The organism is Noviherbaspirillum malthae (assembly GCF_015352985.1).
GTDB classification, from domain to species: Bacteria; Pseudomonadota; Gammaproteobacteria; order Burkholderiales; family Burkholderiaceae_D; genus Noviherbaspirillum; species Noviherbaspirillum malthae.
This window is the reverse complement of the sequence record NZ_JACYXF010000004.1, coordinates 125768-146885: the sequence shown is the minus strand read 5'-3', so window position 1 is coordinate 146885 and position 21118 is coordinate 125768. Positions and strand designations below refer to the sequence as shown.

The 21118-nt window shown below is 60.7% G+C and carries 18 protein-coding genes; 14 read left to right on the top strand and 4 right to left on the bottom strand.

What is annotated here, in order from left to right:
- The first annotated feature begins 1 nt into the window (after nucleotide 1).
- The 7 genes from IGW03_RS08730 to IGW03_RS08700 all read left to right on the top strand — a co-directional run bounded on the left by IGW03_RS08730 (nucleotide 2) and on the right by IGW03_RS08700 (nucleotide 8156).
- Entirely contained in the window at nucleotides 2–1453 is a 1452-nt protein-coding gene (locus IGW03_RS08730; protein ID WP_194722154.1) for an MFS transporter, read from the top strand.
- Between the two features lie 815 nt (nucleotides 1454–2268).
- Nucleotides 2269–2448, top strand: coding sequence for a hypothetical protein (locus IGW03_RS08725; RefSeq protein ID WP_194722153.1), 180 nt, complete (start codon nucleotides 2269–2271; stop codon nucleotides 2446–2448).
- Nucleotides 2449–2827: 379 nt separating this feature from the next.
- Nucleotides 2828–3817, top strand: a complete 990-nt coding sequence (locus tag IGW03_RS08720; protein WP_228535247.1) for a tripartite tricarboxylate transporter substrate binding protein — start codon at nucleotides 2828–2830, stop codon at nucleotides 3815–3817.
- A 48-nt stretch (nucleotides 3818–3865) separates the two neighbouring features.
- On the top strand, nucleotides 3866–5029 hold the full coding sequence (locus tag IGW03_RS08715) for a Gfo/Idh/MocA family protein (RefSeq protein WP_194722152.1): 1164 nt from the start codon (nucleotides 3866–3868) through the stop codon (nucleotides 5027–5029).
- 224 nt (nucleotides 5030–5253) lie between these two features.
- Nucleotides 5254–6441: a dihydrodipicolinate synthase family protein gene (locus IGW03_RS08710; RefSeq protein WP_194722151.1), complete on the top strand. Its 1188-nt coding sequence runs from the start codon at nucleotides 5254–5256 to the stop codon at nucleotides 6439–6441.
- A gap of 1 nt (nucleotide 6442) precedes the next feature.
- Nucleotides 6443–7309, top strand: a complete 867-nt coding sequence (locus IGW03_RS08705) for a sugar phosphate isomerase/epimerase family protein (RefSeq protein WP_194722150.1) — start codon at nucleotides 6443–6445, stop codon at nucleotides 7307–7309.
- A gap of 157 nt (nucleotides 7310–7466) precedes the next feature.
- Nucleotides 7467–8156 carry a TetR/AcrR family transcriptional regulator gene (locus IGW03_RS08700; RefSeq protein WP_438943629.1) on the top strand — a complete coding sequence of 230 codons (690 nt, stop codon included), beginning with the start codon at nucleotides 7467–7469 and terminating at the stop codon, nucleotides 8154–8156.
- A gap of 74 nt (nucleotides 8157–8230) precedes the next feature.
- Here the strand turns inward: IGW03_RS08700 and IGW03_RS08695 are convergent, their stop codons facing one another.
- The 3 genes from IGW03_RS08695 to IGW03_RS08685 all read right to left on the bottom strand — a co-directional run bounded on the left by IGW03_RS08695 (nucleotide 8231) and on the right by IGW03_RS08685 (nucleotide 11058).
- Complete coding sequence (locus IGW03_RS08695; protein ID WP_194722149.1) at nucleotides 8231–8590, bottom strand: DUF4148 domain-containing protein; 360 nt, start codon at nucleotides 8588–8590, stop codon at nucleotides 8231–8233.
- A 394-nt stretch (nucleotides 8591–8984) separates the two neighbouring features.
- Nucleotides 8985–9953, bottom strand: a complete 969-nt coding sequence (locus IGW03_RS08690; RefSeq protein WP_194722148.1) for a hypothetical protein — start codon at nucleotides 9951–9953, stop codon at nucleotides 8985–8987.
- 211 nt (nucleotides 9954–10164) lie between these two features.
- Nucleotides 10165–11058, bottom strand: coding sequence for a LysR family transcriptional regulator (locus IGW03_RS08685; protein ID WP_194722147.1), 894 nt, complete (start codon nucleotides 11056–11058; stop codon nucleotides 10165–10167).
- A gap of 509 nt (nucleotides 11059–11567) precedes the next feature.
- Here IGW03_RS08685 and paoA point away from each other — a divergent pair.
- The 5 genes from paoA to IGW03_RS08660 all read left to right on the top strand — a co-directional run bounded on the left by paoA (nucleotide 11568) and on the right by IGW03_RS08660 (nucleotide 16962).
- Entirely contained in the window at nucleotides 11568–12263 is a 696-nt protein-coding gene (gene paoA / locus IGW03_RS08680) for an aldehyde dehydrogenase iron-sulfur subunit PaoA (protein ID WP_323744951.1), read from the top strand.
- The gene (locus tag IGW03_RS08675; protein WP_194722145.1) at nucleotides 12260–13204 is read left to right on the top strand and encodes an FAD binding domain-containing protein; all 945 of its coding nucleotides are present in this window, start codon (nucleotides 12260–12262) and stop codon (nucleotides 13202–13204) included. The genes paoA and IGW03_RS08675 overlap by 4 nt, the downstream gene beginning before the upstream one ends.
- Nucleotides 13205–13213: 9 nt before the next feature.
- Nucleotides 13214–15493, top strand: a complete 2280-nt coding sequence (locus IGW03_RS08670; protein WP_194722144.1) for a xanthine dehydrogenase family protein molybdopterin-binding subunit — start codon at nucleotides 13214–13216, stop codon at nucleotides 15491–15493.
- 139 nt (nucleotides 15494–15632) lie between these two features.
- Entirely contained in the window at nucleotides 15633–16136 is a 504-nt protein-coding gene (locus IGW03_RS08665; RefSeq protein ID WP_194722143.1) for a (R)-mandelonitrile lyase, read from the top strand.
- Nucleotides 16137–16179: 43 nt separating this feature from the next.
- Complete coding sequence (locus IGW03_RS08660) at nucleotides 16180–16962, top strand: carboxymuconolactone decarboxylase family protein (protein ID WP_194722142.1); 783 nt, start codon at nucleotides 16180–16182, stop codon at nucleotides 16960–16962.
- A gap of 147 nt (nucleotides 16963–17109) precedes the next feature.
- Here IGW03_RS08660 and IGW03_RS08655 read toward each other — a convergent pair whose 3' ends face one another.
- Complete coding sequence (locus tag IGW03_RS08655; RefSeq protein WP_194722141.1) at nucleotides 17110–18189, bottom strand: porin; 1080 nt, start codon at nucleotides 18187–18189, stop codon at nucleotides 17110–17112.
- A gap of 738 nt (nucleotides 18190–18927) precedes the next feature.
- Here IGW03_RS08655 and IGW03_RS08650 point away from each other — a divergent pair.
- Both IGW03_RS08650 and IGW03_RS08645 read left to right on the top strand, forming a co-directional pair.
- Nucleotides 18928–19620, top strand: a complete 693-nt coding sequence (locus IGW03_RS08650) for a hypothetical protein (RefSeq protein ID WP_194722140.1) — start codon at nucleotides 18928–18930, stop codon at nucleotides 19618–19620.
- 468 nt (nucleotides 19621–20088) lie between these two features.
- Nucleotides 20089–21036, top strand: coding sequence for a homocysteine S-methyltransferase family protein (locus IGW03_RS08645; RefSeq protein WP_194722139.1), 948 nt, complete (start codon nucleotides 20089–20091; stop codon nucleotides 21034–21036).
- Nucleotides 21037–21118: the final 82 nt, after the last annotated feature.

Here is a 21118-nt window from a genome sequence, read left to right as displayed (position 1 = left end):
CATGACCAATCCCATCCAAGCGGCCGTTCCGGCCAATGCGGCCAACGCCATCGAAGCCGCCGATGTCAAGCTCGCGGCCCAGGCGTGTCCTTCGCCCTGGCCCACTTTCTGGATCGCCAGCATCTCCGTGCTGCTCGTCTCCATCGACACCACGGTGCTCTACGCCGCCTTCGGCTCGCTGCGCCAGGCGTTTCCCGCCGATTCGCCGGCCGGCCTGTCGTGGGTGCTCAACGCCTACACCGTCATCTATGCAGCAATGCTGATTCCCGCCGGCGGGCTGGCCGACCTGCATGGCCGCAAGCGCATGTTCCTCATCGGCACGGCGGTCTTCCTGATTGCTTCGGCGGCCTGCGGCGCAGCCGGCAGCGTCGCCTCGCTGGTCGCCGCCCGCGTGCTGCAGGCGATCGGCGCGGCAATGCTGACGCCTGCATCGCTGTCGCTCATTCTTGACGCCTTTCCCAAGGAGAAAAGGGCGGTCGCGGTCAGCCTGTGGGGTGCGGTAGGCGGACTCGCCGCGGCCATCGGGCCCAGCGTCGGTTCGCTGATCGTCGACATGATGGGATGGTCATGGGCCTTCTACATCAATCTGCCCTTCGGGGCAATCTCGCTGGCGGCCGGCGTCTATGTGCTCAAGGAATCGCGCGGCACTGCCGGCGCCGCGGACAAGCGTTCGCTGGACCTGATGGGCATGCTGCTGCTGGTGTTGAGCGTGGGCGGCATCGCGCTCGCCATCACGCAGCTGGAATCGCGGACCTGGGCAAGGCGCGACGTGCTTGCCGTCGGCGCGGCATCCATCGTCGGGCTGCTGGCATTCATTGCCTGGGCCCGTGTCGCCGCAAGGCCGCTGGTGGACCTCGCTCTCTTCCGCAACCGGACCTACAGCGCGGTCAACCTCGCCACGCTGTCGTTTGCGATCGCATTCGCGATGATGTTCTTCGCCTTCTTTTCCTACATGATGGAAATATGGCATTACAGCCTGCCGCTGGCCGGCATTGCGGTGACGCCCGGGCCGCTGATGGTGGTGCCCACCGCCATCGTAACCGGCCGCATCGCCGGCAGGATCGGCCATCGCAAGCCGCTCGTGATCGGTTCCCTGATCTATGCGCTCAGCGGCCTGTGGCTGGCGCTGGTGCCCGGCGTCGAGCCGCAATACCTGACCCACTGGCTGCCGGCGCTGATCCTGAGCGGCATCGGCGTCGGCATGGTGCTACCTTCGCTGGCGGGCGCCGCGGCAGCCGGCCTGCCGCCCGATCAGTATGCGGTCGGCAGCGCCGTGAACCAGGCCGTGCGGCAGATCGGCTCGGTGCTGGGCGTCGCGCTCACCGTCATGTTCCTCGGCCATGAAGGGTTGGTGCGCGCCGACTTCGTTACGCTCTATGGCATGCATGTGGGCCTGGCGCTGCTCACTGGCGTCCTCTGCCTGGGCGTCAATACCCGGCCGAAGGCATCCTGATTGAAGCGGGATGGCGGCGCGGGCCTGCGTGTTGCCGCTGTCATCGGTAGCTTGCATCGAGGGCCGCAGCCGCTCTCGATGAAGTCGTAGGCGGTGTGCAGCTTTTCAGCGCCTCATCTGCAACCGTCTGCTGTCGCCTGCATGCGCACGCAAAGCCAGCGCATGCAGGCGCGGAAGACAGCCATGGCCGCGGCAGCCGATGATGCCGATGCAACGCATTAGAAATTCATTCAGCGGTTCATCGCTTCCCGTTGCAACCACCCCATGTTTCCATCAGCCTTGAACGGAATGGATAAGCATGCAGTCGCAGCGCCGACAGCGTGTGCATACGCTTCGTCAAGCGTCTTTCGCCAACCTGCGTTCGCAAGTTGCCGACAAAAGATGAGCGTGCATGTCGAGATGCGCAATCGCTTCGCGCGGGATGAAAAGCGCTCCGATCAGTATCAATCCGATGCAAACCTTCGACATGGAAGAGCTGCAACTTTCGCTCCGACATGTGCTGCGGATCGTTCCGATATTTGAATAAAGAAGTCAGAAATTCCGACTTCTTTATGCGGCCGTCCTGTGATACCGTTTCATCGCATGAGGGATCCCGCATGCCTGACAAACATTCTCTTCCGCATGCCTGCCGAGTCTTGATTCTTCAATGGAATAGCGGCGCCGATACATGGATGACCGCTTCATGAGCAAGAGCCGCACGCCATGACTGGCCGTGGGCTCAACGGTTCATCAGATCATCGTTTCTGCATTTCAGCTTGAGGGTTTGCATGGAAGACCGGATCAGATCTCTATTCCCGCATGAGCAGGCGGCACTCATGGATGCCTTGCGCCGCGATCTCAGCAGCGAGACGGAAAAGGCCATGATGGGCGGCGAATGGACCGACTATCATCAGCGCAACGTCAAGATGGTGACGCGTATCCTGCGGCACCTGCAGGATGACGGCGTCGTGCGCGAAGCCGCACTTCTTTTTCCTTCCACCAACTATTACGGCTAGGCGCCTGGTCAGGGCGTTGCATCTGCCTGCGCCTGCAAGACGGAGCGCAGGCTATTTCTCCATTGCTTCTGCAAGCTTGTTCCGTGTACCGGAGGAATCCGACCGCACATTGCCGTCCGCTGCATGCCATGACGGCGAATACCGAAACTGCGTCTTCCAGTCTTTTTCTTTAATTACCTAATTGGTGAATTGATCGGCAATCTATTCCTGTGGATAGGCCATCCGTTCATTCAAAATGAGCGGAAGTTGACTATGAAACGGGGTTGACGGCAAAAACTCGATCGTCTAGCATGTCCTTTATTCACCAAATAGTGAATAAAAATTCGATCCGACCAGTGTTTCGTGCAATATTCCCCGACAACAATTATCTGGAGACATCATGAAATCCGTTCGAATGCTTGGGTTGAGCGCCTTGACGGCCATTGCGGCTGCGACAGCCCTTGTCCACCTGCCTGCCGCGGCGCAGAACGGTGCCTATCCCACCAAGCCTATTCGTGTAGTCGTCCCTTTCACCGCAGGCAGCTCAACGGACGTCATCGCGCGCGCCATTACCGACAAACTCGGCGCCAGTCTCGGCCAGCAGATCATCGTGGATAACCGGGGCGGCGCCGGAGGCACGCTCGGGGCCGCTCAGGTCGCGCATGCCGCGCCCGACGGCTATACCATCCTGATCCATTCCTCATCACATACCGTCAGCCCCTCGACCTATTTGAAATTGCCCTACGACACGCTCAACGACTTCGCCGCCGTTACGCCGATTGCCGCCTTGCCCAACGCGCTGGTAGTCGCACCGTCCAAGAACATGAAAACGCTCAAGGATCTGCTCGACCAGGCCAAGGCCAGACCGGGGCAGCTGAATTACGCATCGGCGGGGCAGGGCAGCGCCACGCATCTGAACGCGGAAAAATTCAGGACCCAGGCCAGGATCGATGCGATGCACATTCCCTTCAAGGGATCGCCGGAAGCAGTGACGGAAGTGATGTCCGGCCGCGTGGATTATTACTTCTCGCCAGTTGCGCCGGTGCTGTCGCACATCAAGGAAGGCCGCCTGGTGGCGCTTGCAGTAGGCTCGCCGAAGCGCGCGACCGCTCTGCCCAATGTTCCCACCACCAACGAAGCCGGCGTGCCGAACTCGGAATTCAATTTCTGGATCGGCATGCTGGTGCCGGCCAAGACGCCGAAGGACATCGTCAACAAGCTCAATGCCGAAGTGCAGAAGGCGCTTGCCTCGGAGGATGTCAAGGAGCGCTTCGCCAAGATGGGCGCCGAACCCTGGACCATGGCGCCCGAGCAGTTCGACCGCTACATCAAGGACGATATCGCCGCCAACGCCAGGCTGGTCAAGGAAGCCGGCATCTCGCCGCAGTAAGACACGCCATTCTGCAAATCCAATTCAAGCAAGCCAAGGAAACAAGCCATGACAACGCAAAGACTCGGACTCATCATGCACGGCGTCACCGGACGCATGGGCATGAACCAGCACCTGATCCGCTCCATCGTCGCCATCCGCAAGCAGGGCGGCGTGGTCCTGTCCAACGGCGACAAGGTGATGCCCGATCCCATCCTGATCGGACGCAACGCGGAAAAGATCGAGGCCTTGGCCAGGGCGCATGACATCGCACGCTGGGGCACCAATCTCGAAGAGGTGCTGGCCAGCAAGGAAGACAGCGTCTTCTTCGATGCCGGCACCACGCAGATGCGTCCGACCCTGCTGGCACAGGCCATCCGCGCCGGCAAGCATGTCTATTGCGAAAAGCCGATCGCTACCAATCTCAACGAAGCGGTGGAAATCTGCCGACTTGCCCAGAGCTCCGGCCTCAAGCACGGCGCGGTGCAGGACAAGCTGTTCCTGCCCGGCCTGCGCAAGCTCGACATGCTGCGCCGCTCCGGCTTCTTCGGCCGCATGCTCGCGGTTCGCATCGAGTTCGGCTATTGGGTATTCGAAGGCGACCTGCAGCCCATCCAGCGCCCGTCCTGGAACTACCGCAAGGAAGACGGCGGCGGCATGATTCTCGACATGATGTGCCACTGGCGCTATGTGCTGGACAACCTGTTCGGCGAAGTGAAATCGGTCTCCTGCCTCGGCGCCACTCACATCCCGAAGCGCTGGGACGAGAGCGGCAAGCCCTATGAGGCCACCGCCGACGACGCCGCCTATGCGACGCTGGAGCTGAAGGGACACAACGGCGAACCGGTCATCGCCCAGGTCAACAGCTCATGGGTTACCCGCGTCAAGCGCGACGACCTGGTCACCTTCCATATCGACGGCACCCACGGCTCGGCGGTCGCCACGCTGACCGAATGCCGTTCGCAGTCGCGCGTGAACACGCCGCGCCCGGTGTGGAATCCCGACCAGAAGCAGACCATGGATTTTGCTGACCAATGGCAGGAGGTGCCGGATACCCAGGTCTACGACAACGGCTTCAAGGTGCAGTGGGAACAGTTCATCCGCCATGTGGCGGAAGATGCGCCGTACCGCTACACGCTGCCGGAGGGCGCCAAGGGCGTGCAGCTGGTCGAGAATGCGCTGCAGAGCTGGAAGGAGAGGCGATGGGTGGATGTGGCACCGCTGCCGGTTTGAGGTTGCAAGGTGTCGTTTCAATGGCGTTCAGCTGAAGCAGGCTGAAGGCTTAAGAACGAGCTCCTCCCCCTTCAAGGGGGAGGTAGGGTGGGGGATGGGTTTTAACGGCACGTCGTACGGCATCGAAACCCATCCCCACCCCAACCCTCCCCTTGAAGGGGAGGGAGCGCCCAGCCAAAAGAGACGATTAAACAGGGCCAACCCAAACCCACCCAAGGACCAACATGAGCCTGACCCTGCAACTCCCCCTCGAAAACGGACGCCTGCAAAGCTACACGCTAAGCCAGCGCACACCCATCGATCCGCCGGCCAAGCCGGCATTCAACCGCATCGCCTATTCCGCCGCGCACGTGGTCGCCGATCCGCTCGCGCCCCTCGATCCCTGGCTGCAAGCCGCGATCGACTGGGACGCCACGATTGCCTACCGCCGCCGCCTCTGGTCCATGGGCCTGGGCGTGGCCGAGGCCATGGATACCGCACAGCGCGGCATGGGCCTGGACTGGAACACCTCGCTCGAACTGATACGCCGGTCGCTGGACGCGGCGAGCGATTATCCCGGTGCGATGGTCGCCTCCGGCTGCGGCACCGACCATCTGCCGCCGGAAGCCGCGCAGAACGTCGACGACGTGATCCGCGCCTATGAAGAGCAGATGGCCGCGATCGAAGCGCTGGGCGGCAAGCTGATCCTGATGGCCAGCCGCGCACTGGTGCGCGTGGCGCGCGGGCCCGCAGATTACGAACGCGTCTACAGCCGGCTCCTGCAGCAGGCGAAGCAGCCGGTGATCCTGCACTGGCTGGGCGACATGTTCGATCCCGCGCTTGCCGGCTACTGGGGCACGGCCGACCTGGACCGCGCAATGGATACTGCGCTCGGCATCATCGCCGCCAATGCAAGTAAGGTGGACGGCATCAAGATCTCGCTGCTCGACAAGGACAAGGAAATCGCCATGCGGCGGCGCCTGCCCGCGGGCGTGCGCATGTACACGGGCGACGATTTCAATTATGCGGAACTGATTGCGGGCGACGGCGAGGGCGCGCAGCCCAACCATCAGCAGAGCGATGCGCTGCTCGGCATCTTCGATGCGATCGCGCCCGCAGCGAGCGCTGCGCTGGCCGAACTCGCGCAAGGCAACGTCAGCCGCTTTCATGAAATCCTGGCACCGACGGTTCCGCTGTCGCGCCATATTTTCAAGGCGCCGACGCGCTTCTACAAGACCGGCGTGGTGTTCATGGCATGGATCAACGGCCATCAGGACCATTTCACGATGGTGGGCGGCCAGCAGAGCACACGCTCGCTGCCGCATTTCGCGGAGCTGTTCCGCCTGGCCGATGCGGCGGGACTCATCGAGCAGCCCGAACTGGCGGCGCGGCGCATGAAGCATCTGCTTGCACTGCATGGAATCGAGGGCTGACATGCGCGACTTCTCCCGGGATCACCGCTGGCTCTCGATCAACACCGCGACTGTGCGCGCACAGTGGAAGCTGGACGGCATCATCGACGAATGCGCACGGCGAGGCATCCGCGCCATTTCGCCCTGGCGCGACCAGGTCGCCGCCGTCGGCCTGGAGCGCATCGCGGCGCAGGTCAAAAGCACGGGCATGGAATTGTCGGGCTACTGCCGCGGCGGCATGTTTCCCGCTTCCACGCCGGAAGGCCGCCGGCTCGCGCTGGACGACAACCGCAGGGCGGTGGACGAGGCGAAGACCCTCGATGCCGCCTGCCTGGTGCTGGTCGTCGGCGGCCTGCCCGGCGCCTTGCAGGGCCGTGCCGAGCACAAGGACATTGCCGCCGCGCGCAGCGACGTGCAGGACGGCATCGCCGCCACGCTCGACTATGCGCGTAAGGTCGGCATGCCGCTCGCCATCGAGCCGCTGCATCCGATGTACGCTGGCGACCGCGCCTGCGTCAATACGATGGAGCAGGCGCTCGACCTGTGCGACCTGCTCGATCCGCAGCGCTCGGGTGCGCTCGGCGTGGCGGTCGACGTCTATCACGTCTGGTGGGACCCGAAGCTTGAGGAGCAGATCCGCCGTGCCGGCAGGGAAAGGCTGCTCGCCTTCCATGTCTGCGACTGGCTGCTGCCTACCCGCGACCTGCTCAACGATCGCGGCATGATGGGCGACGGCGTCATCGATATTCCGCGCATACGCGGCTGGGTGGAACAGGCGGGATTCGCGGGTTACAGCGAAGTGGAAATCTTTTCTTCCGAAAACTGGTGGAAGCGCGACGGTGGCGAAGTGCTCGATACCTGCATCGAACGCCATCGCAGCGCAGTCTGATCCGGCCGCCACGACACCGGATGCGTTGCCGTGGCGGCTTTGCCGGAGTGTGCCGATGCAGAACGGCAAGCCCCTATCTTCATGCCCGACATTGTTCGGAAGGTGCCGATGAAGGGATAATGCCGTAAGTCGAAAGGTCGAGAATCGGAACAATGCCATGACAGACAAGGAAATCCACGCCGGCATGCCGGAACAGGCGCCCAAGGACCTGCCTCAGGAACCTGCCGCGATCGTCGGGCGCAATCCGGTCCGGACGCGCCAGGCCATCATCGAAGCCGCGACCGAGGAATTTTCCACGCTCGGCCTGGGCGGCGCACGCATTGATGCCATCGCGGCCCGCGCCGGTCTTAACAAGCGGCTGCTGTACTATTATTTCGGCAACAAGGAAGCCTTGTTCCAGGCGGTGCTGGAACGCGCCTATGAGAATATCCGCTCGGCCGAGCAGGGCCTCCAGCTTGATGAGGTGGATCCGGTCGAGGCGATACGGCGTCTGGTCTCCTTTACCTGGCATTACTACATCCAGCATCCCGAATTCATTACGCTGCTCAACAGCGAGAACCTGCATCAGGCGGCCCACCTGAAAAAATCGGAACGCATCCGGGAATTGAATTCCCCGCTGATCGATACCCTGCACCGCGTGCTCGAGCGCGGCCGCGCCGAGGGGCTGTTCCGGTCCGGCGTCGATGCCCTTCAGCTTTATATTTCAATCGCAGGCCTGTCCTTCTTCTACCTGTCCAACCGGCACACGCTGTCCACTGTTTTCGGTCGCGACCTCAGGCAGCCCAAGGCCGAAGCGGAGCGCCTGTCGCACATGACCGACCTCGTGCTCGGTTATCTGCTGCGTTGACTGCGTAGAGTCGGCAGCCCACCTGAAACGATGACCGGCTCGGTGACAAGGACCTGAGCCGGAAAGGTTTGAAGCTATTCTCCGAAATAGATGCTGTTGGTATCTGCCGGATTGTGTGCCTGCCTGTATTCACGCAGTTCGTCCATCACTTCCTCGCGTGTGCGCGCCTGGTAGCGAGAGCCAGCCGGCCCGCGGGCACCGATATCCATGCCGGATATGTCCGGTCCCGAAAATTCGGCATTGCCGCTGTTGCGCAGCAGGCCCTGTGATCTCGCATCCAGATACTCTTGCTGTACTTCAGCTCTGGTTCTGGTGGATTGGAAATTGGCAAACGAATCGCTGCCATCCATGATTCCTATATCCGCAAAACACGTTCCACTTGCCGCGAATATGGCGGCGGCAGCAAGCCCATGGTTCCAATTTGAGGCTTTCATGCTTATCTCCTGCGAGTTTGACGGCCGCAATCCAGCGTCAGGTGACATGCACCTGCTGTCGACGCGCTTGAAAGGCGGCCGCGTTATGGTCAGATTGAATCGCTGATCGCAACATCGCCCGTCGCGGGCGCATGAACTCGCGTGCTACGTCAAGCGAGGAAATCATCCCTGCCCGATGTGGAAACAGACAGGAACGCAAGGCGTGGTCTACTATCTTGGTCGCAGCCCCGTCTGCGCAGATATAGTATGGCCGGCCGGATTTCGAAAATTGAGGTAGCCCTGGCGGCGCAATGACCCGGTAAGGCAACGGGTAGCTCAGTATAGGCAGGGCACCATCCCTATACAACGTGGGATTCGCAGCGCACTCGCTCGCGTTTGGGCAAGCGCAAACTTCTTACCTGCCGCGTTTGCCTGCGGCACCTTCATCAGGCATGGAGACTTCGGCTTGAACCGCCGCTTGCATGCCTGCCGCTGCGGGGCCGGCATCTTCTGCAGGCAGGTTGAAATGAAAAACGCCGAACGTGTTTTTGACCAGCTGTCGCTGTGCGACCGGTGTCTTTCGGTACCAGCGCGCCAGATAATCCTGCAGCGTCGGATCTCCTTCGCGGTTGTCCAGGTTCAGGTAACCAATCGCCCGCCAGTCCTGAATCTGCTCCAGCAGCGGAAGAAACATCATGGCGACCAGTTCGTTCTTCTCGCGCAAGTAGGGCTTGGTGGCGAGACTCTGGCCATTTTCCTGATACCAGTCTTCGAAGGTGACATTGACAGGCAGACGACGGTGTTTCTCGGAAAAGGCACGATTCGTGAAGCGCTGCAATTCCGCCGTGTAGCCTTTCCATTCAGTCCGGGGCGCCAGCACATCCCATGACAATGCATAGCGTTTCAGCATGTACAGCGAAGCGGTCTCGCAGAGCATCTCTTCAAACCACTGGTGCCTTGCCGTGCGCGTCGGCGCACGCAGATCGTAGCCGGCAAGAATATGGAGCAGTTCATGGCTGAACTCGTACACATATTCGGCCCAGTGCGTATCCTTCGCTGCGAGCAAGACCTGGTACTCGTTGCTCGGCCCCTTCTGGTACATGACCAGCGGTCCGTTGCGCGATGGCGAGACAATAATGGGAGGAACCTGACTTCCGGGGAAGTGCTTCAGCATCTCGTTGCCGACGGAGTTCAGCAGCGCCTCGATTTCGGCGGGATTGGCATTTCCCCAATCGCCGGGCGCAACCCGAATCAGCAGGCTGGCTTTCCTTTCCCGTGCAACGTCCCTTGCTTGCAGACTACCGCTTTTCGCCTCGGCGGCACCTGTTCCGTGGAAACCGACCAACGTGAGAACGATGGAAGTCATCAGGGTGGCTCTTCTCATCGCACACCTCCCTCAAGCCGTGTTGTCATCATGTCTGGTATGTCAGAGAGTTCAATGAAAGGGAAGGTTCCGAAGGCCAAGGCGGGTGAGTGCGAAGGACCCAATGACTATCGGATGAATGACGAATCCAAGCTTGTTCAAGCGAACGATTCTGGCTGGGTCCGTTGCCGTCATTCGCTATTCGGCCTGATCGAAATGCGCAAATTCCGCATCAACGCTTGTATCTGATCGCTTCGATCACAATCTGCAGCGCGCGCGAGGAATGCCGGCGGCTTGGATAATAAGCATGCAGGCCGGGAAACGCCGGACACCAGTCAGGCATTACGCTGAGCAGGCGTCCTTCCCGGACATGGATTTCCGGCATGTCTGCCGGAACGAAGGCCAGGCCGCAGCCGCTGAGCGCGGCATGCAGCATCTGGTAAGCGCTGTTGAACGTGGCCTGGCCGCTGACTCGGACTTCCAGCTGCTCGTCGCCGTTCCTTAATTCCCACGCGTAAATGCCGCCGCTGCTGGACAGCCGCAGGCAGATGCAGTTGTGCTTCAATAAATCCTGAGGCGTTGCCGGCATCCGGCGCGTTTCGAAGTAGGCCGGCGATCCGACGATCGCCATGCGGACGTCAGGTGTCAGGCGTACCGCGACCATGTCCTTGTCGACCTGGTCGCCGAAGCGTACGCCGATATCGAAGCGTTCCGCCGCGACATCGACCATCCGGTAATCGGAACTGATCTCTATCTTCAGATCCGGGTACTGCGGAAGTATCTTTGCCAGGCGCGGCCACAGCACGCTGTCGATGACATGATCGATCGCGGTGATGCGCACCGTTCCTGCCGGTTTGTCGCTGAGCTCGCTGATGGCGGCGATTTCGGCTTCGATTTCCTCCAGCCGCGGACCCACCGTCTGCATCAGCCGCTCGCCCGCTTCGGTTGGCGCGACGCTGCGCGTCGTCCGGGTCAGCAGGCGTACGCCCAGCCGTGTCTCGAGGCCGCGCATGATATGGCTGAGCGCCGACTGGGTAATGCCGAGCTTTGCAGCGGCCCTTGTGAAATTCCGCTCCCGGGCAAGCACCAGAAAGGCAAGGATGTCATTGATGTTGTCGCGTGCCATCTGGCGGGATCGGAGAAGTTGAGGAGCGGGAAGAGCGTTGCATTTTAACAGCGGCGAGCGCTGTGCCTCGGTGTGGGCCATTCGAGCGTGCGGCACGTTCGGCTTTCCATCATCTGCGCTTTAACAGCGGCGGATAGCAGCACCTGATCAATGGCGCAGCTATTTTAATGGCGACTGATTCATGACTTCCATTCATAAGGCCTAGCAATTTTGCACGCTCTTCCTGTCCAGGTTAACGGCTACCATTTTTGCGGACCGCTGCGGCGCATGTTGCGCCGACGCGGCGGCATACCCTATGGAAAGTGGGCGGTGCGGCTCTTATGCTTCTTGCCTCGATCACCATCGGCAACGGCGACGTCTCAGAGCCCGAAAACGATAGCGCAGGCAATAGTGCAGCCATTCAATGAAGCAGGTAAACAAAGCGTTGGCAATTGAGTCGTAATTTGCCTTTGTTGTGAGGCTCGCTAAAGTCGCCGGCCGTCAATGCAGTTACGGTTTGCATCACGGCGATTTACAGCGCCTTCCTTCGACGAACCCAGGAGCACACAATGACCGAATTCGATCCGTCTCGACGGAAATTACTCAAAGCCACCGCGCTGGCAACCAGCGGCGCGGTGATCACGGCACGGCTGGCGCCCGAGGCGGAAGCCGCGCAAACTGCGCAGTCCGCTCCCCCGCAGACGGCCGCGCCGGCAACCATGAGCGTGCTGCTGCGTGTCAACGGCACCGAACACCAATTGATGATCGATCCGCGCACCACGCTGCTCGATGCGCTGCGCGAGCGGCTGCATCTGACCGGCAGCAAGAAAGGCTGCGACCAGGGCCAGTGCGGCGCCTGCACCGTCATTGTCGACGGCCGCCGCATCACGTCCTGCCTCACGCTGGCGGTAATGCAGGAAGGGCATGACATTACCACGATCGAAGGCCTGGGCACGCCGGCCAACTTGCATCCCATGCAGGCGGCCTTCATCAAGCATGACGGCTATCAATGCGGCTTCTGCACGCCCGGCCAGATCTGTTCGGCCGTGGCGATGCTCGACGAAGTCAAGGCCGGCATCCCCAGCCATGTCACCGCCGACCTGACCCAGCGTCCCTCGGCAACGAACGAAGAGTTTCGCGAGCGCATGAGCGGCAACATCTGCCGCTGCGGCGCCTATTCCAATATTCAGGAGGCGATCGCCGAGGTTGCGGGGGTGAAAGCATGAAGGCGTTTACCTACGAGAGGGCTGCCTCGCCTGCGGAAGCGGCGGCTGCAGCGGCACGGACCAAGGGAGCGAAATTCATTGCCGGTGGCACCAACCTGCTCGACCTGATGAAGCTGCAGATCGAAACGCCGCCGCATCTGATCGATGTGAACAATCTCGGTCTGGACAGGATCGAGCAGACCACGGAAGGCGGATTGCGGATCGGTGCGCTGGTGCGCAATACCGATCTGGCCGCGGATGAAAGGGTGAGGCGCGATTACGGCGTGCTGTCGCGAGCGCTGCTGGCCGGTGCATCGGGCCAATTGCGCAACCAGGCCACCACGGCAGGCAACCTGCTGCAGCGTACCCGCTGTCCCTATTTCTACGACACCAACCAGCCGTGCAACAAGCGCCAGCCGGGAAGCGGCTGCAGCGCCATCGGCGGCTACAACCGGCACCATGCCATCGTCGGCGCAAGCAATGCCTGCATCGCCACCCACCCGAGCGATATGGCGGTAGCCATGCGCGTGCTCGATGCGGGCGTCGAGACGATACGTCCTGACGGATCGACGCGCATCATTCCGATTGCCGATTTTCACCGCCTGCCGCGTGATACGCCTCACATAGAGAACGCCCTTGAGCCCGGCGAACTGATTACGGCCGTCACGCTGCCGCGGCCGGCGGGCGGAACGCATGTCTATCGCAAGGTGCGCGACCGCGCTTCCTATGCCTTCGCGCTGGTGTCCGTGGCTGCGATCGTGCAGCGGGACGGCACCGGCAGGGTGGCGCTTGGGGGCGTTGCGCACAAGCCCTGGCGCGTCGAAGCCGCGGAGAGCGACATGCCGCGCGGAGCGAAGGTGGTCACAAGCCGGCTTCTCGCCGATGCGCGCACGACGCACCACAATGAATTCAAGGTGCTCCTGGTGGAACGCACGCTTGCCTCCATCCTCAACAAAGCATAGGGCCGATCCATGAAATTCGACACTCCTGCCGGAAACAATCCGATCGATCAGCTCAAGGTGGTCGGCCAGCCCGTCGACCGCATCGACGGCCCGCTCAAGACCACCGGAACGGCTGCCTATGCCTATGACCGCTACGACGTCGTGCCGAACCAGGCCTACGGCTATGTCCTGGGCTCGGCCATCGCCAAGGGCCGCATCCTGTCAATGGACCTGTCCGCCGCAAAGGCAGCGCCGGGCGTCATCACCATCGTGAACGCGCAGAACGCCGGCAAGCTCGCGAAAGGGGACCTGAACACGGCCAAGCTGCTCGGCGGGCCCGAGATCCAGCACTACCATCAGGCCATTGCCGTTGTCGTTGCCGAAACCTTCGAGCAGGCGCGCGCCGCGGCCCAGCTCATCCGCGTCGACTATGCGCGCGGGAAGGGATCGTATGATCTCGCCGAGGTGAAAAACAAGGCAAGCCCCGCGGACGTCTTCAACTCCGCCGGAGAAACTGCGGTCGGCAACTTCACCGGCGCCTTCTCCTCGGCGCCCGTGCAGCTGGACGCCAGCTACAGGACCGCGCACGAATCCCATTCCATGCTGGAGCCGCATGCATCGGTTGCCGCCTGGGACGGCGACAGGCTGAGCCTGTGGACTTCCAACCAGATGATCGCCTGGGCCGTGAGCGACATGGCCAAGACGCTGGGCATTTCCAAGGAAAAGATCCGCGTCATGTCGCCCTATGTCGGCGGCGGCTTCGGCGCCAAGCTCTTCCTGCGCTCCGATGCCCTGATGGCTGCGCTGGCCGCCCGCGCAGCCAAGCGTCCGGTAAAGGTGGCGTTGCAGCGCGCGCTCATTCCCAACAACACGGTTCACCGCTCGGCAACGATACAGCGCGTGCGGATCGGCGCCGCCAAGGATGGCAAGATTACGGCCATCGGGCATGAAAGCTGGTCCGGCAACCTGGCCGGCGGCGGCGTCGAAGCGGGCGCCGTGCAGACGCGAGCGCTTTATGCCGGCGCCAACCGCATGACTTCGAACCGGCTCGCGCCGCTCGACCTGCCCGAAGCGAATGCGATGCGGGCACCGAACGAAGCCCCCGGCCTCGCGGTGCTGGAAATCGCAATGGACGAGATGGCTGAAAAACTGGGACTGGACCCCATCGAATTCCGCATCAGGAACGATACCCAGGTGGTACCCGATTTTCCCGCCAAGCCCGGCTCCAGCGATCCGCAATCCAAGAAGGGCGAGCAGAAAGAGAAGGAGGCGGAAAGGCCGAATCCACATCCGCCGTTCTCGAAGCGGCAGCTGGTGCAGTGCTTCCAGATCGGCGCGCAGCGCTTCGGCTGGGACAAGCGCAGCTCAAGTCCCGGCCAGGTGCGCGACGGACGCTGGCTGATCGGCATGGGCGTGGCATCGGCCTTCCGCGACAACCTCGTCACCAAGTCGGCGGCGAGGGTGCGTCTGGACGGACGAGGCGGCGTGACCGTGGAAACCGACATGACCGATATCGGGACCGGCAGCTACACGATCATCGCGCAGACGGCGGCCGAGATGCTGGGCGTACCGCTGAACAAGGTGAAGGTGCGGCTGGGCGATTCCAGCTTTCCGGTGTCTTGCGGCTCGGGCGGCCAATGGGGCGGCAACAGCTCGACCTCCGGCGTCTATGCCGCCTGCATGAAGCTGCGCGAAGCGGTGGCGCAGAAGGCCGGATTCAGTGCGAATGATGCGGTCTTCGCCGATGGACAGATCCGCTCGGGAACGCAGAGCGTTGCGCTGGCCGAACTGGCGGGCGCCCGCGGAATCGTCGCCGAGGATGCGATCGAATTCGACAAGCTCAATGAGCAGTACCAGCAGTCGACCTTCGGTGCGCACTTCGTCGAAGTGGGCGTCGATGCAGTCACGGGGGAAACCCGCGTGCGGCGCATGCTGGCGGTGTGCGCGGCCGGCCGCATCCTCAATCCCAAGACGGCACGCAGCCAGGTGATCGGCGCCATGACCATGGGCGTGGGAGCGGCGCTGATGGAAGAGCTGGCGGTGGATACGCGGATCGGCTTCTTCGTCAACCATGATCTTGCGGGATATGAAGTGCCGGTGCATGCCGACATTCCGCACCAGGAGGTGATCTTCCTGGACGAAACCGACCCCATTTCATCGCCGATGAAAGCAAAAGGCGTCGGCGAACTCGGCATCTGCGGTATTGCGGCGGCCGTCGCGAATGCGGTCTACAACGCCACCGGAGTGCGGGTAAGGGATTACCCCATCACGCTCGACAAGCTGATCGGAAAGATGCCGTCAGCAGTCTGACCTGCGTTTCATCCGGCAGCACTTCGCTTGCTGCCGGGTCCTTCATTGAAGCTTCGCAGATTGAAAACGGAAGGCACCGTACCCGGTGCCTTCCGCAGGTACCGCTTTTTCATTTGAAACCATCCATCAGGAGAACAACATGAACCGTCTCAGCAGCCGGATATTGCCATTCGTCCTGCTTGCCTCGGCGAGCCTGTCCGCTGGTGCGGCCGGCGAGTCTGCCAAGCCGGAAGCGGGCAGGCAGCCACAGGTCATCACCCGGCCGGGTGCGCAGCCTTCTGCCAGGGGGCCTGCCGAATACTTCACCGGCAGCGTGCGCGTCGATCCGATGTTCGCGGCAAAGGAGTCTGCCCCGTACTCCGGCGCGATGGTGACCTTCGAACCCGGCGCCCGGTCCGCATGGCATACGCATCCCGCAGGCCAGCATCTGGTCGTTACTTACGGCGTGGGCTGGACGCAGGAATGGGGCGGACCGGTGACGGAAATCCGCGCGGGCGATGTGGTCTGGTGCCCGCCGGGCGTGAAACACTGGCATGGAGCGTCGCCTGCTACGCCCATGTCGCATATCGCACTGACAAACACGCTCAACGGCAAGAATGTTGAATGGCTGGAAAAGGTCAGCGACGAGCAATACCGTAAATGACGTTGGCGGATACGAAGTTTTTTAAAGAATCAAGGAGTTGGAAATGAAAAAGCTTGTCGCAGCCATCGCGCCGCTCATGCTGTTTGCAGCAGCATACGCACAGGGACAATCTGCAAATGCACGGAAAGGGACGGACGCTGCGCAGTCGCCGGATAGTATCCGGTCAGTCTCGCCGGCGCTGGAAAAGTATGCGCAGGACCGCCTTTTCGGCGAGGTATGGAAACGTCCCGATCTGTCCTTGCGCGACCGCAGCGTCGTCACATTGGCAGCACTGATCGCACGCAACCAGACCGGCGGCATGCAGCGCCATATCAATCTGGCACTCGATCACGGCGTCAAGCCGGCGGAAGTTTCCGAGATCATCACGCATCTCGCTTTTTACTCCGGCTGGGAAAACGCAATGGCAGCCGCCGATGCAGCGAAGGCGGTCTTCGCCAGACGCAATATCAAACCGGAGCAGCTGCCACCGGCTATCGACAAGCCGCTTCCGCTTGACGAGGTCGCCGAAGCACAGCGCGCGACGCGGGTGGAACAAGACTACGGAAAGACAGCACCGGGCGTCGTCAAGTACACGACCGAAATCCTGTTTCGCGATCTTTGGCTGCGCCCAGGTCTTGCGCCGCGAGATCGCAGCCTGGTCACGGTCAGCGCACTCGTTGCAGCCGGACAGGTGGCGCAGATTCCGTATCATCTCAACCGCGCCATGGATAATGGACTGACCCAGGCGCAGGCATCGGAGGCGCTGACGCACCTGGCGTTCTATGCCGGCTGGCCGAACGTTTTCTCCGCGCTTCCGGTTGCCAAGGGCGTGTTCGAAAAACGCTGACTTGAAGTTCATGCAGTCCCGATATCTTTCATCGGCGACCGGGCTTGAAAGGTAATTGAGCTTGAAAACAGAAAAGGCACCCGAAGGTGCCTTTTCTTTTCGCATTGCTGCTACTGATGACTGCGATGATTTTTCAAATCATCAGAATCAGAACAGGTGACGAACGCCTGCGTTGAAGATGTTTGCCTTCACGTCGGCTGCGCCGGCACGCTCAGTCTTCTGCCATGCTGCCGATGTGTACAGGTTGGTACGCTTGGACAGCGGGTGGGTATAGCCCAGAGCGATCTGGTCGGACTTGGCGTCGATGTTCTTCACATCAGCGCGGATCCACGATGCGAGGATGTTACCCGGGCCGACAGGAACGGTTGTACCGAGCAGGAATGTGCGGCTTTCAAACGTAGTTGCGCCTGCATCGATCTCGTTGTCCTGGAAACCAGCATGCAACTTCGCTACGTTGAAGTTGTATGTGCCGCCCAGCAAGTACGATTTCTGGTCGACGCCGCCTGCTACTGCACGACCGGTGTTGTAAGTCGCCACTGCAGCGACCGGACCGTTTGCGTAAGTAGCGGATGCGCTGATCTGGCGACCGTTCGGGAAGGCTGTTTGTTCGCCGAAGCCGTACTGCAGGGCGCCGGTGAAGCCACCGATGTTGTTGGTCTGGTAGACGACGGAATTGTCTACGCGGATATCAGCCGGTGTGGCGCCGATCGGCAGTGCAGCACCGGTAGGAGCTGCTGCGAGAGGCAGCACGTTGCCCGCGAAGAAGTAGGGGAGGCCGGGAAGACCGAGGCCTGCTGCACCGGGAATGGAGTTCTCGGTATTGCCTGCGAGGTTGGTCGCGAACGGGTCAAATACGTTGAGTGCATCGTGGTTCAGTGTGTACTGGCGGCCGAGCTTGACAGTACCGAAGCCCTTGCTCGACAGACCGACGAATGCCTGGCGACCGAACAGACGACCACCCTGACCCAGCGCGCCTGTATCGACGTTGAAGCCGTTTTCCAGAGTGAAGATTGCGGACAGGCCGCCACCCAGATCTTCGGTGCCGCGGAAGCCGATGCGGCTGCCGTTCTGCTGGCCGCTGGTCAGACCCCAGATCGGTTCAGTCACGTTGGTGTCGGTACGGGAAACGCCGACGTCGACGACACCGTAGATTGTCACACTGGTCTGTGCGGACGCGGCGCCTGCGAATGCGCCGAGAACTGCGAGAGCGAAAAGCGATTTTTTCATGGTTGCACCCCAAGTAGGTTGTTTTTGTACTGGAAATCTCCCATTGCGAAACTGATGGGAATCTGAACTCGCGTTGCTTTCATTGCGAACTGCCCAAAAAACAGGCACGCAAGAACTCTGTGCAAATAGATCAATTTCCAGACGCCAGTTTACATGACTTGCAAATCGCAAGCGACATTTTCGTTGTCTTTTTTCGCATTTTTACAACGCTATTCGCTAATTTTCTTCGCGCGTACGTAGTACTACTGGGGCTCGCATCGTTTTGAAGCAGAGATTTTGATACGGACAGGAAGAATGATGCGCCTCTCGGCACTGATGGTCCGGGCTTGCAATTCGGACTTCGTGTTTCCGTTTTGCAAAACAACGATGCGCGTCACATTACTGTTTATCTTTTGTGGAATCAAAGGGGCCAGAGAAGTAGAGGCGGCGGTTGTCTTCGATCAGATATTTGAAAGGGGCTGCATGGCTTCTCAAGCACCTACCGTCGGCGGCCATGAAGTCACGCTTGCTTGCAGGCCGACTCGATGATGAAGTCGGTAGACAAGTACATGTCATCTTTGCAGCCGATCAGCGGCGCGTATCGATGCTTGAGTTGGCGATGATGAAATCTTCAAGCTGCGGTCTCGTTAGTACCAATGGTCTGCTCAGCCGAAAGCGACATGTTCCATAAATTTGCTTCGCGGTACCTGAACCATTTGCTCCGTTCACGCACTAATGTGTCTGATTAAGGCAGGGACCATGGAACTGAGCAAAACCGACATTAAAAAATTAACATCCGCATTGGACATCCGGCGCATCCGCCGCAACCGGCAGCGCAAATTCCCCAACACAGAGTACGTAAAGACAGTTGATAAATTTTTAGCCAGCAAGCCTGTCACGCTGGCGGAAATGAATGACATCTGCGCAAGCGAAGCTTCCCGCTGGGCGTATGTCGAATCTCTTCTGCAGATTTTTCCGGCACATGCTGCGCTGGCGCTCGAAGGCACATGGAATGGCGAAACCATCGCCAACGGCATGATCCTGGCGCACATGGTCACCAAGGCAACGGTGTTTTTGCCGACGGACGACTTCATTTATGTATTCGCCAGCCTGATGCGGCATGCCGATGACGGCGGCATATCCTTCCTGGAAGTGGCCCAGTCGCCGCAGAAAGCGAAGAATCTCGATGACAGGTGTTACGAGATTTTCACCGGCTGGATCGAGGATGTGATCAGTTCGAGGGAAGCTACGCTGGACTTGGCCATGCACACCGCAGGCGAAAGGTTTTTCGCACTGGGGACTGTGCTGAGCGAGCATGGTGCCAAAGCCAATCTGCCTGATGACGTTCGCAGCTGCATCGATACGGTCAAGGAGGCTTTGCTCGGCGATCGAGAGATCCGGGTAACCCAGACGAAGACGCGCAGTGCCGCCGCCGCTGGCGTCAGCGCATAAGCACTGGTTACAAGCATTCAAGCGCCTGCGCATGGAGTTCGTCACAGACTCTGGCTGCGCGGCTCCGCGATTCGTTGCTCCCTCATCAAAAGGCACGGCAAGGTTTCGACCTTGCCGTGCCTTTTTTTTGCATCGATACGATGTCGCACTGTTCGTCTTTAATCGACGACACTCGTCTGACCGCCGTGCAGCGCTTGGCCGGAAACAACGTGCCTGTCTTTTTTGAATCATGTGCCGAACCGAAAGGCATGACCCGGCTTTGGCATGATATGACTTGGGATTGGTATAAGGCTTGACGCTGCGACACGCCAAGGAGACGCAACGCTCTTTTGCCAATAAAAGCACTGGTGCTTGCAGCACGGTTGGGCTAAAACTGTTCTAGTACCGAAGGACGTCATTGCATCGGCCATTGACGTCCGTCATGCCGTTTCGTAATGCTCGATGCAGGAATCCTCAAGGAGAAACATCATGAGCAAATACCGTAGCCGCCTGCCGCAAGTCGATGGCGAACAGCTGTTCATGACCGACGGAGGCCTTGAAACGACGCTGATTTTTCACGAAGGCGTATCGTTACCCTATTTTGCGGCATTCGATCTGCTAAAGGATGCAGACGGCACGCAGCTCCTGGAGCAGTACTACCGCCGCTATATCGGTATCGCCTTGCAGCATGGAGTGGGTCTGGTGCTGGAAGCGCCAACCTGGCGCGCCAATCGTGACTGGGCGAGCTTGTTGGGATATGGAACCGAAGAACTTGCCGACGCCAACCGCAAGGCGATTTCAATGCTGCTGCGCATGCGTGCAGAGAATGAGAGCCCGACGAGCCCGATGGTCATCAGCGGCAATCTCGGTCCGCGCGGTGACGGCTTCCGTGCCGATGCCAAAATGAATGCCGCGGATGCGCAGCGTTATCATGCCGAGCAGATCGAAACCTTTGCCCGAACCGATGCCGACATGGTGGCAGCCTTTACAATGAACTATGCCGAGGAAGCTATCGGAATCGTCCATGCGGCCAAGGCATGCGCAATGCCTGTTGCAATTTCGTTCACCGTGGAGACCGACGGCAAGCTGCCGTCGGGAGAATCGCTGCGGTCCGCCATCGAACGTACGGACGACGATACCGGCGGCTATGCCGCCTACCACATGATCAATTGCGCTCACCCGCTGCATTTTCAAAACACCCTGCACGACGAAGGAGCGTGGCTGCGAAGGATCCGCGGCATCAGAGCCAATGCCTCGCAGCTCAGCCATGCGGAACTGGATGAAGCGAGCGAACTGGATGACGGCAATCCCGAGGAGCTGGGCAAGCTGTATGGAAAAATCCGCACAGCTCTGCCGGCCATGAACGTAGTCGGCGGCTGCTGCGGCACCGATCACCGCCACGTCGATGCGATTTGCCGCAACCTGGCGCCTGGTTGACTTCACCCAATGCCGAATACCGGCGCATCGGCTGCTGCGCGGTCAACAGGCGCAATTCCATGATGCTTGTGCGCCAGCATGC

Bases quoted from the DNA above. Each gene is read 5' to 3' on its own strand.
- IGW03_RS08730 (WP_194722154.1), top strand. From the start codon at position 2: ATGACCAATCCCATCCAAGCGGCCGTTCCGGCCAATGCGGCCAACGCC.
- IGW03_RS08725 (WP_194722153.1), top strand. From the start codon at position 2,269: ATGGATGCCTTGCGCCGCGATCTCAGCAGCGAGACGGAAAAGGCCATG.
- IGW03_RS08720 (WP_228535247.1), top strand. From the start codon at position 2,828: ATGAAATCCGTTCGAATGCTTGGGTTGAGCGCCTTGACGGCCATTGCG.
- IGW03_RS08715 (WP_194722152.1), top strand. From the start codon at position 3,866: ATGACAACGCAAAGACTCGGACTCATCATGCACGGCGTCACCGGACGC.
- IGW03_RS08710 (WP_194722151.1), top strand. From the start codon at position 5,254: ATGAGCCTGACCCTGCAACTCCCCCTCGAAAACGGACGCCTGCAAAGC.
- IGW03_RS08705 (WP_194722150.1), top strand. From the start codon at position 6,443: ATGCGCGACTTCTCCCGGGATCACCGCTGGCTCTCGATCAACACCGCG.
- IGW03_RS08700 (WP_438943629.1), top strand. From the start codon at position 7,467: ATGACAGACAAGGAAATCCACGCCGGCATGCCGGAACAGGCGCCCAAG.
- IGW03_RS08695 (WP_194722149.1), bottom strand. From the start codon at position 8,590: ATGAAAGCCTCAAATTGGAACCATGGGCTTGCTGCCGCCGCCATATTC.
- IGW03_RS08690 (WP_194722148.1), bottom strand. From the start codon at position 9,953: ATGAGAAGAGCCACCCTGATGACTTCCATCGTTCTCACGTTGGTCGGT.
- IGW03_RS08685 (WP_194722147.1), bottom strand. From the start codon at position 11,058: ATGGCACGCGACAACATCAATGACATCCTTGCCTTTCTGGTGCTTGCC.
- IGW03_RS08675 (WP_194722145.1), top strand. From the start codon at position 12,260: ATGAAGGCGTTTACCTACGAGAGGGCTGCCTCGCCTGCGGAAGCGGCG.
- IGW03_RS08670 (WP_194722144.1), top strand. From the start codon at position 13,214: ATGAAATTCGACACTCCTGCCGGAAACAATCCGATCGATCAGCTCAAG.
- IGW03_RS08665 (WP_194722143.1), top strand. From the start codon at position 15,633: ATGAACCGTCTCAGCAGCCGGATATTGCCATTCGTCCTGCTTGCCTCG.
- IGW03_RS08660 (WP_194722142.1), top strand. From the start codon at position 16,180: ATGAAAAAGCTTGTCGCAGCCATCGCGCCGCTCATGCTGTTTGCAGCA.
- IGW03_RS08655 (WP_194722141.1), bottom strand. From the start codon at position 18,189: ATGAAAAAATCGCTTTTCGCTCTCGCAGTTCTCGGCGCATTCGCAGGC.
- IGW03_RS08650 (WP_194722140.1), top strand. From the start codon at position 18,928: ATGGAACTGAGCAAAACCGACATTAAAAAATTAACATCCGCATTGGAC.
- IGW03_RS08645 (WP_194722139.1), top strand. From the start codon at position 20,089: ATGAGCAAATACCGTAGCCGCCTGCCGCAAGTCGATGGCGAACAGCTG.